Below are 12223 nucleotides of genomic sequence, written 5' to 3' on the forward strand. Positions count from 1 at the left end.
GGAGCTGACCGATGACAATGCCGGTATCCATGCTTTCGGCTGAAGCCATTTCACCGAAGCTCGCCCAACTTGCCGGCCTTGCCGGACATTATGCCGATCCGGAATTTTCGGTGGCGCCGGGCGGCCACGTTCGCACCATCGCCGCCGGGCACTATACCGTGTCCGGCCTGTCCCGGCATGTGCGGCTTGGCGAGTTTGTTGCCCATCGCAGCCCGACCGGCATCCATCTCGGCGAAGTGGTGCGCGTTGAGCCGGATATCTGCTACGTGTGCCCTATCGAGCCGGGCGAACCGATCGGCATTCACGATACCGTCATCCGCAAGGGCGCCTTCCGTGTCGCGCCTGATGATAGCTGGTGCGGACGCACCATCAATGCGCTTGGTGAACCTATCGACGGCCAGGGACCGCTTGCCGCGGGCATTGAACGCCGTTCGATTTCCAACAATGCGCCACCCTCAATGACCCGCAAGAGGGTGGAGACCCCGTTCAAGACCGGGGTGCGGGCAATCGATATTTTTTCGCCGCTGTGTCTCGGCCAGCGCCTTGGCATTTTCGCCGGCTCGGGCGTCGGCAAATCCACGCTGCTGTCCATGCTTGCAAAGGCTGACGCCTTCGACAAGGTGGTGATTGCACTGGTCGGCGAGCGCGGACGTGAAGTGCGCGAATTCATCGAAGACACGATGGGCGAGAACATGAGCAAGTCCATCGCCGTTGTCGCGACGAGCGATGAAAGCCCGATGCTGCGCAAGATGGCGCCACTTTCCGCCGTCACCATTGCAGAGCATTTCCGCGATCAGGGCGACAATGTCCTCCTCATCATTGACAGCGTGACGCGATTTGCCCATGCGATCCGCGAAGTGGCCGTTGCTTCGGGTGAACCGCCGGTGGCGCGCGGTTACCCCGCCTCCGTCTTCACCGAGCTGCCGCGTCTTCTGGAGCGGGCGGGACCGGGCGCCGAAGGCACGGGCACCATCACCGCCATCGTTTCCATTCTGGTGGATGGAGACAATCATAACGATCCGATCGCCGATTCGACCCGCGGTATTCTCGATGGTCACATTGTGCTCGACCGCAGCCTTGCAGAAGAAGGCCGCTACCCGCCGATCAATCCGCTCGCCTCGATCTCGCGTCTCGCCAAGAAAGCATGGACGCCGGATCAGGAAAAGCTGGTGTCACGCCTCAAGGCGCTGGTGCATCGCTTCGAGGAAACGCGGGATCTTCGCCTCATCGGCGGTTACCGGCCGGGCACCGACCCAGACCTCGACATGGCGGTGAAGCAGGTTCCGATCATCTATGAAACGCTGAAACAGCTGCCGAACGAACCGGCGGCACAGGATGCCTATGCTGACCTTGCGACCGCATTGCGCGGCGGCGCGCAGAACGGCCAGCCGCAGGTAACCCCGAGAATGAGAGGCTGACCGTGAAGAAAAAGCGGAATAACGATAGCTACGATGAAGACGTGCTGCCCAAGCCCGTTTTCTTCACACCCGACCGTATTCTGGCATGGACAGGCATCACGCTTGCCGCTGCAGCGGCCTTCTTCCCCTGGTACGTGTTCTTCAACGAGGAAAAATTCGGCATGAAGGTGGCTGGCGGCGACCGCACCCGCGATCTGCCCCATACCGGCCCGCGGGAAGTCTTCAGTGTTTCTCCGATGGCGATGACCAATCGCAACAAGGAAGACACCCCACCGCCGGCCGAACTGCCCGACATGCTGACGACGGCGACCGTGAACGCAGGCGGCAAGGAAAAACAGAACAATCTCGCAGCCGGGGTCGAGGACCAGCCCTTCCCCGGCCAGACCGCCTTCCGTCTGCTGCATGTCTCCAACGGCCGCGCCCTGATCGAAGACGGTTCGGGCATGTATATGGTGAGGGTCGGCTCGACCCTGCCTGATAATGCGCTGCTGACGAAAATCGAGCAACGCAACGGCGAGTGGTTGATAGAGACATCCTCTGGAAAAACCTATCACCCCGAAAAATAAAAGAAATTTCTTCCGATCAAAAGGCGCGCGGCATCTGCTGGCGCGCCTTTTTTCTTTGTGCAGGCCGCGCATCCATGCGCCTTTTCCCGTCGTCGCACCCCTTCGTCTTCTCCGCAAGTCTGACGCAAGATTAGCCCCGTAGGTTCGGGGCATACGAGATGGAGAAGTCTATGCAACCGATTCAACTGTTCGAACTGGCATCCCGCCAAGCGGAATGGCTGAGCGTGCGGCAGGAAGTCGTGGCGACCAACATCGCCAACGCCAACACACCCAAGTTCCACGCCAAGGATGTCAGCCCATTCGAAGCGGTCATGCAGGCCACCAGCCAGCAGGTCGGCATGGCGAGGACCAACCCTGCCCACTTCGGCGAGAGCACACTCAGCGACAATATCGCGGTGCGCGACAACCCGGTCAACAACGAGATCGGCATGCAGGAATCGGGCAATTCGGTCGCGCTTGCGGAAGAAATGACCAAGACCGGCGAGATCAAGCGGCAGTACGAGCTGAATGCCAATCTCGTCAAATCCTTCCATCGCATGATGCTGATGACGGTTAAGAGGTAAGCCATGGATCCCTTGAGTGCGGCGAGCAAGATCGCCGGCAGCGGCCTGGAAGTGCAGTCCACCCGACTGCGCATCGTGTCTGAAAACATCGCCAATGCCAGATCGACGGGTGACACACCAGGCGCGGACCCCTATCGCCGCAAGACAGTCACCTTCGGTTCGGAACTCGACCGTGTCAGCGGCGTCGAGCGCGTGACGGTGAAAAAGCTCGGCGTCGATCGCGGCGACTTCATCAACGAATACGACCCCGGCAATCCGGCCGCCGACGCAAACGGCATGGTGAAGATGCCGAACGTCAACATCCTGATCGAAATGGCAGACATGCGCGAAGCAAACCGCAGCTACGACGCCAATCTTCAGGTCATCCGCCAGACACGCGACCTCGTCGCCTCCACCATCGACCTTCTGAAGGCATCGCAATGATCGACGGCATCAAACAACTCGGCTCCCTCTCGCTGACGCGCGGCGCCGGCAGCGTTTCCTCGCTCACCGACAATATTTTCGGCAGCGAGAAGACGACACCAGCGCAGCAGACCGGCCAGAGCTTCGCAAGCGTTCTCGGCAATGTTTCCGTTGACGCGATGAACAACCTCAAGAAGGCCGAAGTCGCTTCTTTTGAAGGCATTCAGGGCAAGGCGAATACGCGTGAAGTCGTCGATGCCATGCTTTCGGCCGAGCAGTCGCTGCAAACCGCCATCGCGCTCCGAGACAAGATCGTGTCGGCCTATCTCGACATTACCAAGATGCAGATCTAGCCCAGCAGGAATATTGACATGAGAGCTCTTGCCATCGCTGCCACCGGTATGGACGCCCAGCAGACCAATCTGGAAGTCATCGCCAACAACATCGCCAACATCAACACCACCGGTTACAAGCGCGCGCGGGCGGAGTTCACCGATCTTCTCTATCAGACCGAGCGCATGCAGGGTGTGCCAAACCGCGCCAACCAGGCGATCGTGCCCGAGGGCGCCAATATTGGCCTCGGCGTGCAGACCTCGGCCGTGCGCAACATCCACACCCAGGGCAACCTGATCGAGACCGGCAACAAGCTCGACGTCGCGATCATCGGTCAGGGCTGGTTCCAGATCGAGGCGGCCGATGGTTCGACGCTCTACAGCCGCGCCGGCGCCTTTAACAAGAACGCCGATGGTAATCTCGTGACGGTGGATGGCTATAACGTCATTCCGAATATCAATATCCCGACCGACGCGCAGGACATCACCGTTACCCGCACGGGTCAGGTGACGGCCCGTATCGGCAACGCCGCCGACTTCACCGAGCTTGGCCAGCTGACCATCGCCAACTTCGCCAACGAAGCCGGCCTGAAGCCGCTCGGCGACAACCTCTTCGCCCAGACACCGGCTTCCGGCGACGCCGTCATCGGCGTGCCCGACGATCCGAGCTACGGCTATATCAAGCAATCCTACCTCGAAGGCTCGAACGTCGACGCCGTCAAGGAAATCACCGACCTCATCACGGCGCAGCGCGCCTATGAGATGAATTCCAAAGTCATCACCACCGCTGACGAAATGGCTTCGATTGTCAGCAAGAACCTGAAGTAAGAACGGAAAGGCAGGCGAACATGAGGTTTGGCCGGAAAAATAACAGCTGCAAAAGGGCACTCGCCCGTATGTGCCTGGCGTCTGCCTTTTCAATCGGCGCTTTCGCGCCTGCCTTCTCCCAGGCGCCAATGGCGCTGGTTCCCGTGCGTACCATCTATCCGGGCGAGACGATCACGTCCGAACAGGTGAAGCCGGTGGAGGTGACCAATCCCAATATTTCCGCGGGTTACGCGAGCGACATCAGCGAAGTGGAAGGCATGATCTCCAAGCAGACCCTGCTTCCCGGCCGCACGATCCCCGTTGCCGCCCTACGCGAACCCTCGCTCGTCACGCGCGGCACCAGCGTCAAGCTCGTCTTCACCATCGGCAATATGACGCTGATGGCTTCGGGAACACCGATGACTGATGGCTCGCTCGGCGAAGTCGTACGGGTACGCAACATCGATTCCGGCGTCATCGTCAACGGCACGGTCATGAAGGACGGAACCATTCAGGTGATGGCGAAATGAGAGTGCTTCGTATCCTGGCCGCGGCCATCCTGTTTTCGGCCCAGCCCTTCCTTTCCGTTCCGGCAGCCCATGCGGATACGTCCCGCATCAAGGATATCGCATCGCTGCAGGCAGGACGTGACAACCAGCTCATCGGTTACGGTCTCGTGGTCGGCCTGCAGGGCACGGGCGACAGCCTGCGTTCTTCGCCGTTTACCGAGCAATCCATGCGCGCGATGTTGCAGAATCTCGGCATCACCACGCAGGGCGGCCAGTCGAATGCCAAGAACATCGCCGCCGTGATGGTGACGGCCAATCTGCCGCCCTTCGCGAGCCCCGGCAGCCGCATCGACGTGACGGTGAGCTCGCTCGGCGATGCCTCTTCGCTGCGCGGCGGCAACCTCATCATGACGTCGCTCTCCGGCGCCGACGGGCAGATTTACGCGGTCGCGCAGGGCGCACTGATCGTCAACGGCTTTTCGGCGCAGGGCGATGCGGCAACGCTGACCCAGGGTGTCACCACGTCGGCGCGCGTGCCAAACGGCGCGATCATCGAACGGGAGCTGCCGTCGAAGTTCAAGGATTCGGTCAATCTGGTCCTTCAGCTGCGCAACCCCGACTTTTCGACGGCCGTGCGCGTCGCAGACGTCGTCAACGCCTTTGCCCGCGCCCGCTATGGCGATCCGATCGCCGAACCGCGCGATTCGCAGGAAATCGCGGTGCAAAAGCCTCGCGTCGCGGATCTCACCCGGCTGATGGCGGAAATCGAAAACCTGACCGTCGAGACGGATACCCCGGCCAAGGTCGTCATCAACGAACGCACCGGCACGATCGTCATCGGTGCGGATGTGCGGATTTCGCGCGTCGCCGTCAGCTACGGCACGCTGACCGTGCAGGTGACCGAATCACCGCAGGTCATTCAGCCGGCACCCTTCTCGCGTGGCCAAACGGCGGTACAGCCGCAGACGGATATCATGGCCATGCAGGAAGGCAGCAAGGTCGCCATCGTCGAAGGGCCTGACCTTCGCACGCTGGTTGCCGGTCTCAACAGCATCGGGCTCAAGGCGGATGGTATCATCGCCATCCTGCAAGGCATCAAATCCGCCGGCGCCCTTCAGGCGGAGCTTGTGCTGCAATGATGGAACGTCAGACCAAAAATCCGCTTTCGAATGGCCTCGTCCGCTTCGCGGCGGTCGCGTCGCTGCTGTTACTGCTGCCGGCCGCCGGCGCGGAGAGCCAGCAGAACGTGGTTTCAGAACTCAGCACGCAGGATGAAATCCAGAAATTCTGCACCAACATTGCCGATGCGGCCCGGGATCAGCGTTACCTGATGCAGAAGCAGGAGCTCGAGAAGCTCCAGTCCGACGTAAACGAGCGCATTTCCGTGCTGGAAAACCGCAAGGCTGAATATGAAGACTGGCTGGCGCGCCGCGAACATTTCCTCAACCAGGCCAAAAGCAACCTCGTCGACATCTACAAGACGATGAAGGCGGATGCCGCCGCACCGCAGCTCGAGAAGATGCATGTGGAGATTGCTGCTGCCATCATCATGCAGCTGCCGCCGCGTCAATCCGGCCTCATCCTCAGCGAGATGGACGCGCAGAAAGCTGCCACCGTCGCCGGCATCATGTCGCAGGCAATCGACAAAAACACTTCGAAGGATCCTTCATGAGCACGCGTCGTCTTCCGGCCCTCCTCCTGCCGCTCGCTCTCCTGGCAGGCTGCCAGAACAACCAGACCCTGAAGGAAATCGGTAACGCACCGGCGATGAGCCCGATCGGCAGCGGTCTGCAATTCAGCCAGACACCGCAGATGGGCATGTATCCCAAGCAGCCGAAACACATGGCAAGCGGCTATTCACTGTGGAGCGACAGCCAGGGCGCACTTTTCAAAGACCTGCGCGCGCTGAACATCGGCGACATCCTGACCGTCAACATCCAGATCAACGACAAGGCCGATTTCGACAACGAAACCGAGCGTAACCGCACCAACTCCAGCGGCTTGAACTGGAAGGCCAAAGCCCAGATACTTGGCTGGACGCCGGACGCGGATTCCAACATCAAATACGGCTCCGACACCGATACCCAGGCCAAGGGCAAGACCAAGCGGTCTGAAAAGCTGACGCTGCTCGTGGCCGCCGTCGTGACGGGTATTCTCGAAAACGGCAACCTCATCATCAGCGGCTCGCAGGAAGTGCGCGTGAACCATGAAATCCGCATCCTCAACGTCGGCGGCATCGTCCGGCCGCAGGATGTGGATGCTCAGAACATGATCTCCTACGAGCGCATTGCCGAAGCGCGCATCTCCTACGGCGGTCGCGGCCGTCTGACGGAAGTGCAGCAGCCTCCGGTCGGGCAGCAGGTCGTGGACCTGTTCTCGCCGCTCTGACGCCGCACACGGGGAACGGACTGATCCATGGAAAACGAACAGGCAGAGGGCAAGAAGAATTCCTCCCCTCTGATCATGACCATCGCAGGTGTTGTGATCCTCACCTTGCTCGGCGCGGGCGGAGGCTGGCTCGTCGGCGGCATGATCGCACCGAAGATTGCCGCAACGGAGGCCCATGCCACCGCTGCGGCCGGTAGTCATGGCGAGAAGAAGGAAGAGGGTGTCGAGAAAATCGCGGCCGAACCGAACGGCATCGTCCAGCTCGATCCCATCACCACCAATCTCGCCTACCCCTCGACGAACTGGGTGCGGCTGGAGGTGGCGCTGATGTTCAAGGGGCCGGTGGAAGTCGGACTGGCCGAGGATATCCATCAGGATATCATGGCCTATGTCCGCACCGTTTCCCTTCAGCAGCTGGAAGGGCCGCGCGGCTTTCAATATCTTAAGGATGACATTCAGGAACGAGTTGACCTGCGCTCTCAAGGGCGCGTATCCAAGGTCATGTTCCGGACCTTTGTCATCGAATGATTCGATTTCTTGTAACCATCGCCGTCCTCCTCGCTTTGCCGGGCCTTGCCAATGCCCAGCAATTTCCGTCCGATCTGTTCAACACGCAGATAGACGGGTCTGTCGCGGCATGGATCATCCGCACCTTCGGCCTTTTGACGGTTCTTTCCGTCGCGCCCGGCATCCTGATCATGGTCACGAGCTTTCCGCGCTTCGTGATCGCTTTCTCTATCCTGCGCTCCGGCATGGGGCTCGCTTCCACGCCGTCGAACATGATCCTTCTGTCGATGGCGATGTTCATGACCTTCTACGTCATGTCGCCCACCTTCGACAAAGCCTGGACCGATGGCGTGCAACCGCTGTTGCAGAACCAGATCAACGAGCAGCAGGCCGTGCAGCGCATCGCCGAGCCCTTTCGCACCTTCATGAACGCCAATACGCGTGACAAGGATCTGAAGCTGTTCGTGGATATTGCCCGCGAACGCGGCCAGGAAGTGATGACCGACAACGTCGTCGATTATCGAGTTCTGGTTCCGGCCTTCATGCTGTCGGAAATCCGGCGCGGTTTCGAGATCGGTTTCCTTATCATCCTGCCGTTCCTGGTCATTGATCTGATCGTCGCCACCATCACCATGGCCATGGGCATGATGATGCTGCCGCCGACTTCCATCTCCCTGCCCTTCAAGATCCTGTTTTTCGTGCTGATCGACGGCTGGAACCTGCTTGTCGGCAGCCTCGTCAGATCGTTCAACTGACGGGCATTCGTGCCGAACTGACACCCATTAACCCTGTTTCTTAACCCCGCGTGCCCAAGGCCGCGGGGTTTTGGCGTTTTAAGACTTTGGTTACCAGCTTCGCTAGCGGATGAATAACTATAATTTTAAATTAAAAACTTACCTTTCGTAGAAACAAACCAGTAACCATATGTATTTTCTAATATTTCTTCATTCGTAAATTAATAATTATGCAAGTTTTGACTGCGAAATTCGCCTCACACACAGCGGGTTTGGTTTCCAGAAGCAAGTAATTCTGAACCGAGTGGCATGAAGCCGAAACGTTGTGACCGGTAATACACAGTCCGGAATGTCCCCAACTCCAGTATCTCGTAAACACAAGGGACAAATACTATGGCAAGCATTCTCACCAACGCCTCCTCTATGGCTGCACTCCAGACCCTGCGCTCTATCGGCCAGAACATGGAAACGACGCAGGGCCGCATCTCGACCGGCCAGAAGGTAAGCTCCGCCGCCGACAACGCTGCTTACTGGTCCATCGCAACGACCATGCGTTCGGACAATTCCGCCCTTTCCACCGTTTCCGACGCTCTCGGCATTGGCGCCGCCAAGGTCGACACTGCCTATGCGGGCATGGAAGCCACCATCAAGGTCGTTCAGGAAATCAAGGACAAGCTCATCCTTGCCCAGGACCCGACCGCCGACAAGAAAAAGATCCAGAAGGAAATCGGCCAGCTCCAGAAGCAGCTGACCTCCATCGCCGACTCCGCAACCTTCAACGGCGAAAACTGGCTGAAGACCAAGGCGTCCAACGATGGCGTCGCGTTCGCTGCCGGCACCGACGACGCGGCTATCGCGAACCTGAAGAAGCAGGTTGTCGCATCCTTCACCCGTGACTCCGCTGGCGCCGTTAAGGTTCAGCGCGTTGACGTGCAGCTCAGCGGCTCGAACGTTTTGTTCGACACCGGCGCTGTAACGGACGGCAAGGGCACGGGCATCCTCGACAAGGCTGCAGTCGCAGACGGTGTAAAGCAGTCCATTTCGAACCTCGATATTTCGGACCTGTCGATCTACAAGGGCGCTGGCGCCACGATGCTCGGCACCGCCGCTGCCACGGACAACGACATCCTCGACAAGCTCATCAGCCACGTCGACAAGCAGCTTGAAACCCTCAACAGCGCCGCTGCTGATCTGGGTGCAGTCTCCAACCGCATCTCCATGCAGGAAGACTTCGTTACAAAGCTGTCCGACACGATGGAAAAGGGTATCGGCCGCCTGGTCGACGCCGACATGAACGAAGAGTCCACCCGCCTCAAGGCTCTGCAGACACAGCAGCAGCTGGCAATCCAGGCTCTCTCGATCGCCAACAGCGACTCGCAGAACATCCTGTCGCTCTTCCGTTAATCGGATCGTAAATGACGAAATGCAAGCCGCGCCCGAAAGGGCGCGGTTTTGTTTGTTGCATACTGCCAAGTCCCCGGCAGAATTTGTTTACCATCCTTATTTTCGAAGGATTTACCACGATCCCAGCAAGGGCTTTGGTACTCGTCTAAATTAGTGATTTGGAAAGCACCGGCTGTCAGATTTTACCCATGGACAGCGGATAGCCGCGACCAGAATGACATGAATGACGCGATTGCAAGCGGGGGCTGACCGTCTCGCGATCGCGTGAATGGGGCGAGTGCAAGGGAGGCTGACCCGAGCACATCACCTGTCGACAAAGCCGCATCCGGCAACGGGTGCGGCTTCATTTTTTTTTAAACATTTCAGAATACGCGCGCGCACGCGTAAGGGTTGCAAAACAAATCTTCGGAATGCATTTTTTAGAAAATCCTTAGGTGTTCATTAACTATATAAAGGTTAGCTAAAGCCATCGAAACGGTGAGCTAACCTTTAAAAATCAGCCGGTTAGCAGGCATGATGCTGTGCGCCGTTCCCGGTGAGTCCGGAATGTCCCTTTTCTAATCAGCCATTCAAGGGGCAAATCTACCATGACGAGCATTCTTACTAACGTCGCAGCCATGTCTGCACTCCAGACCCTGCGTTCTATTGGCCAGAACATGGAAACGACGCAGGACCGCGTTTCCTCCGGCCAGCGCGTCGGCGAAGCTTCCGATAACGCTGCTTACTGGTCGATCGCGACCACGATGCGTTCCGACAACGGCGCCCTTTCTGCCGTGCAGGATGCCCTCGGCCTCGGCGCTGCCAAGGTTGATACCGCCTATTCCGGTATGGAATCGTCCATTGACGTCGTTAAGGAAATCAAGAACAAGCTGGTCGCTGCTCGCGAACCCGGCGTAGACAAGTCGAAGATCCAGGAAGAAATCTCGCAGCTTCAGGATCAGCTGAAGTCGATCTCCAGCTCCTCTTCCTTCTCCGGTGAAAACTGGTTGCAGGCAACCATCAGCAACGGTGCCGGCGAACTGAAGAACGTCACCAAGCAGATCGTTGGTTCCTTCATTCGCGATGCCGCCGGTAACGTCTCCGTAAAGACCGTTAACGTTGACCTGAGCCGCAACACGGTACTGTTCGACACGTCTTCGGGCGCTGCAAAAGACAAGCAGGGCGTTCTCGACTCCTATGCCTACTTTTCTTCCACCGGCAGCTACAAGCTGTTCGAAATCACCAATGACTCGGACGGCGCTGGCGCCGCACAGCCGGTAACCAAGGTTGCCGCAGCCAAGGTTTACACCGAAGCTCAGCTGAAGGGCCTGAAGGAAGCAACTGCCGGTACCGCCGTCACCTTCACCACCGCCGCCGCAACGGGTATCGTCACGATCGCTAACGCCGACACGACAGTCCCCAACGTCAACGGCACCTACTTCAATCTTGGCAACGACCAGTACGTGAAAATCAACACGACTGCGCCGACAGCTCCGGCAACCAAGACCAGCATTGCCGTGGGCCTCGACGGCACCACCAAGATCTACCTGGAAGAAGGCGCTGACGCCCAGCTCGCAACGCAGCTCACCTACTCGCTGACGTCGCTGGACATCACCAAGGACCTGACCGGCACGTTCAAGAACAGTGACGGCTCGGCAGTCTCGGAAAACCAGTATCTCGACGCGATGGTTTCCTTCGTCGACAAGCAGCTCCAGAGCATGACATCCGCCGCCGCCGACCTCGGCTCGGTCAAGATGCGCATTGAACTGCAGGAAAACTTCGTCAATAAGCTGACCGACTCGCTCGACAAGGGCGTTGGCCGTCTGGTGGACGCGGAAATGAACGAAGAATCGACTCGCCTCAAGGCTCTTCAGACCCAGCAGCAGCTCGCTGTTCAGGCCCTGTCGATCGCCAACAACGACTCGCAGAGCATTCTCTCGCTCTTCCGTTAATTCCGACACTCAATCGCCAAATGCGAACCGCGCCCGAAAGGGCGCGGTTTTTTCGTTTTATCGCCCTCGTTTCAAAGCGATGATCGTGAAGGCCGCTCAAGGCAGCCCGTCCGGACACCGATGGCAAATATTACGTTTCAGTTTTTTAGATGGTATGCACGTATAAATTTTATCGCGAGATTTTTGCTACTTTAAGTATTTGTTAACCATAAGGCAGTTAGCTAGAGCCATCGAAGCGGTGAGCTAACCTTTTAAAATCAGCCAGTTAGCAGGCATGATGCTGTGCGCCGCTCCCGGTGAGCCGGAATGTCCCTTTTCTAATCAGCCATTCAAGGGGCAATTTATTATGACGAGCATTTTGACAAACGTCGCAGCCATGTCTGCACTCCAGACCCTGCGCTCCATCGGCCAAAGCATGGAAGCCACGCAGGACCGCGTGTCCTCCGGCCAGCGCGTCCGGGAAGCTTCCAACAATGCCGCTTACTGGTCCATCGCGACCACGATGCGTTCGGATAATGGCGCCCTTTCCGCCGTTCAGGACGCCCTCGGCCTCGGCGCCGCCAAGGTCGACACCGCCTATGCCGGCATGGAATCCTCGATCGAGGTCGTCAAGCAGATCAAGAACAAGCTGGTGGCCGCCCGCGAAGCAGGCGTCGACCGGA

At 58.6% G+C, this 12223-nt stretch carries 15 protein-coding genes; all 15 read left to right on the forward strand.

The window, feature by feature from the left end; translation table 11 throughout:
- Positions 1-11 precede the first annotated feature (11 nt).
- Positions 12-1418: a flagellar protein export ATPase FliI gene (fliI, locus tag WA845_RS02590; RefSeq protein ID WP_006698198.1), complete on the forward strand. Its 1407-nt coding sequence runs from the start codon at positions 12-14 to the stop codon at positions 1416-1418.
- Positions 1419-1459: 41 nt separating this feature from the next.
- On the forward strand, positions 1460-1984 hold the full coding sequence (locus WA845_RS02595) for a hypothetical protein (protein ID WP_373969202.1): 525 nt from the start codon (positions 1460-1462) through the stop codon (positions 1982-1984).
- Positions 1985-2154: 170 nt separating this feature from the next.
- Positions 2155-2547 (forward strand): flagellar basal body rod protein FlgB, encoded by a 393-nt coding sequence (gene flgB, locus WA845_RS02600; protein ID WP_004439967.1) that lies wholly within the window; start codon positions 2155-2157, stop codon positions 2545-2547.
- Between the two features lie 3 nt (positions 2548-2550).
- Complete coding sequence (gene flgC, locus WA845_RS02605) at positions 2551-2970, forward strand: flagellar basal body rod protein FlgC (RefSeq protein WP_004439964.1); 420 nt, start codon at positions 2551-2553, stop codon at positions 2968-2970.
- Positions 2967-3302, forward strand: a complete 336-nt coding sequence (locus tag WA845_RS02610) for a flagellar hook-basal body complex protein FliE (RefSeq protein WP_022555613.1) — start codon at positions 2967-2969, stop codon at positions 3300-3302. Before flgC ends, WA845_RS02610 begins: the two co-directional genes overlap by 4 nt.
- Before the next feature lie 18 nt (positions 3303-3320).
- Entirely contained in the window at positions 3321-4109 is a 789-nt protein-coding gene (flgG, locus tag WA845_RS02615; protein WP_003503427.1) for a flagellar basal-body rod protein FlgG, read from the forward strand.
- Positions 4110-4129: 20 nt separating this feature from the next.
- The gene (flgA, locus tag WA845_RS02620; protein WP_004439958.1) at positions 4130-4618 is read left to right on the forward strand and encodes a flagellar basal body P-ring formation chaperone FlgA; all 489 of its coding nucleotides are present in this window, start codon (positions 4130-4132) and stop codon (positions 4616-4618) included.
- Positions 4615-5736, forward strand: coding sequence for a flagellar basal body P-ring protein FlgI (locus tag WA845_RS02625; RefSeq protein WP_112555840.1), 1122 nt, complete (start codon positions 4615-4617; stop codon positions 5734-5736). Before flgA ends, WA845_RS02625 begins: the two co-directional genes overlap by 4 nt.
- Positions 5733-6269: a MotE family protein gene (locus WA845_RS02630; RefSeq protein WP_112555842.1), complete on the forward strand. Its 537-nt coding sequence runs from the start codon at positions 5733-5735 to the stop codon at positions 6267-6269. The genes WA845_RS02625 and WA845_RS02630 overlap by 4 nt, the downstream gene beginning before the upstream one ends.
- On the forward strand, positions 6266-6985 hold the full coding sequence (flgH, locus tag WA845_RS02635) for a flagellar basal body L-ring protein FlgH (RefSeq protein ID WP_004439948.1): 720 nt from the start codon (positions 6266-6268) through the stop codon (positions 6983-6985). The genes WA845_RS02630 and flgH overlap by 4 nt, the downstream gene beginning before the upstream one ends.
- A gap of 27 nt (positions 6986-7012) precedes the next feature.
- On the forward strand, positions 7013-7513 hold the full coding sequence (locus WA845_RS02640; protein WP_112555844.1) for a flagellar basal body-associated FliL family protein: 501 nt from the start codon (positions 7013-7015) through the stop codon (positions 7511-7513).
- Complete coding sequence (gene fliP, locus WA845_RS02645) at positions 7510-8247, forward strand: flagellar type III secretion system pore protein FliP (RefSeq protein WP_004439940.1); 738 nt, start codon at positions 7510-7512, stop codon at positions 8245-8247. The genes WA845_RS02640 and fliP overlap by 4 nt, the downstream gene beginning before the upstream one ends.
- Positions 8248-8619: 372 nt before the next feature.
- Positions 8620-9630, forward strand: coding sequence for a flagellin N-terminal helical domain-containing protein (locus tag WA845_RS02650; protein WP_006698203.1), 1011 nt, complete (start codon positions 8620-8622; stop codon positions 9628-9630).
- 587 nt (positions 9631-10217) lie between these two features.
- Positions 10218-11561: a flagellin N-terminal helical domain-containing protein gene (locus tag WA845_RS02655; RefSeq protein ID WP_045532752.1), complete on the forward strand. Its 1344-nt coding sequence runs from the start codon at positions 10218-10220 to the stop codon at positions 11559-11561.
- A 346-nt stretch (positions 11562-11907) separates the two neighbouring features.
- On the forward strand, positions 11908-12223 hold a 316-nt coding region (locus WA845_RS02660; RefSeq protein ID WP_443111963.1), incomplete at its 3' end, for a flagellin N-terminal helical domain-containing protein.

The organism is Agrobacterium sp. CMT1, from assembly GCF_037203725.1.
Taxonomy (GTDB): Bacteria; Pseudomonadota; Alphaproteobacteria; order Rhizobiales; family Rhizobiaceae; genus Agrobacterium; species Agrobacterium pusense.

Bases quoted from the DNA above. Each gene is read 5' to 3' on its own strand.
- fliI (WP_006698198.1), top strand. From the start codon at position 12: ATGACAATGCCGGTATCCATGCTTTCGGCTGAAGCCATTTCACCGAAG.
- flgB (WP_004439967.1), top strand. From the start codon at position 2,155: ATGCAACCGATTCAACTGTTCGAACTGGCATCCCGCCAAGCGGAATGG.
- flgC (WP_004439964.1), top strand. From the start codon at position 2,551: ATGGATCCCTTGAGTGCGGCGAGCAAGATCGCCGGCAGCGGCCTGGAA.
- WA845_RS02610 (WP_022555613.1), top strand. From the start codon at position 2,967: ATGATCGACGGCATCAAACAACTCGGCTCCCTCTCGCTGACGCGCGGC.
- flgG (WP_003503427.1), top strand. From the start codon at position 3,321: ATGAGAGCTCTTGCCATCGCTGCCACCGGTATGGACGCCCAGCAGACC.
- flgA (WP_004439958.1), top strand. From the start codon at position 4,130: ATGAGGTTTGGCCGGAAAAATAACAGCTGCAAAAGGGCACTCGCCCGT.
- WA845_RS02625 (WP_112555840.1), top strand. From the start codon at position 4,615: ATGAGAGTGCTTCGTATCCTGGCCGCGGCCATCCTGTTTTCGGCCCAG.
- WA845_RS02630 (WP_112555842.1), top strand. From the start codon at position 5,733: ATGATGGAACGTCAGACCAAAAATCCGCTTTCGAATGGCCTCGTCCGC.
- flgH (WP_004439948.1), top strand. From the start codon at position 6,266: ATGAGCACGCGTCGTCTTCCGGCCCTCCTCCTGCCGCTCGCTCTCCTG.
- WA845_RS02640 (WP_112555844.1), top strand. From the start codon at position 7,013: ATGGAAAACGAACAGGCAGAGGGCAAGAAGAATTCCTCCCCTCTGATC.
- fliP (WP_004439940.1), top strand. From the start codon at position 7,510: ATGATTCGATTTCTTGTAACCATCGCCGTCCTCCTCGCTTTGCCGGGC.
- WA845_RS02650 (WP_006698203.1), top strand. From the start codon at position 8,620: ATGGCAAGCATTCTCACCAACGCCTCCTCTATGGCTGCACTCCAGACC.
- WA845_RS02655 (WP_045532752.1), top strand. From the start codon at position 10,218: ATGACGAGCATTCTTACTAACGTCGCAGCCATGTCTGCACTCCAGACC.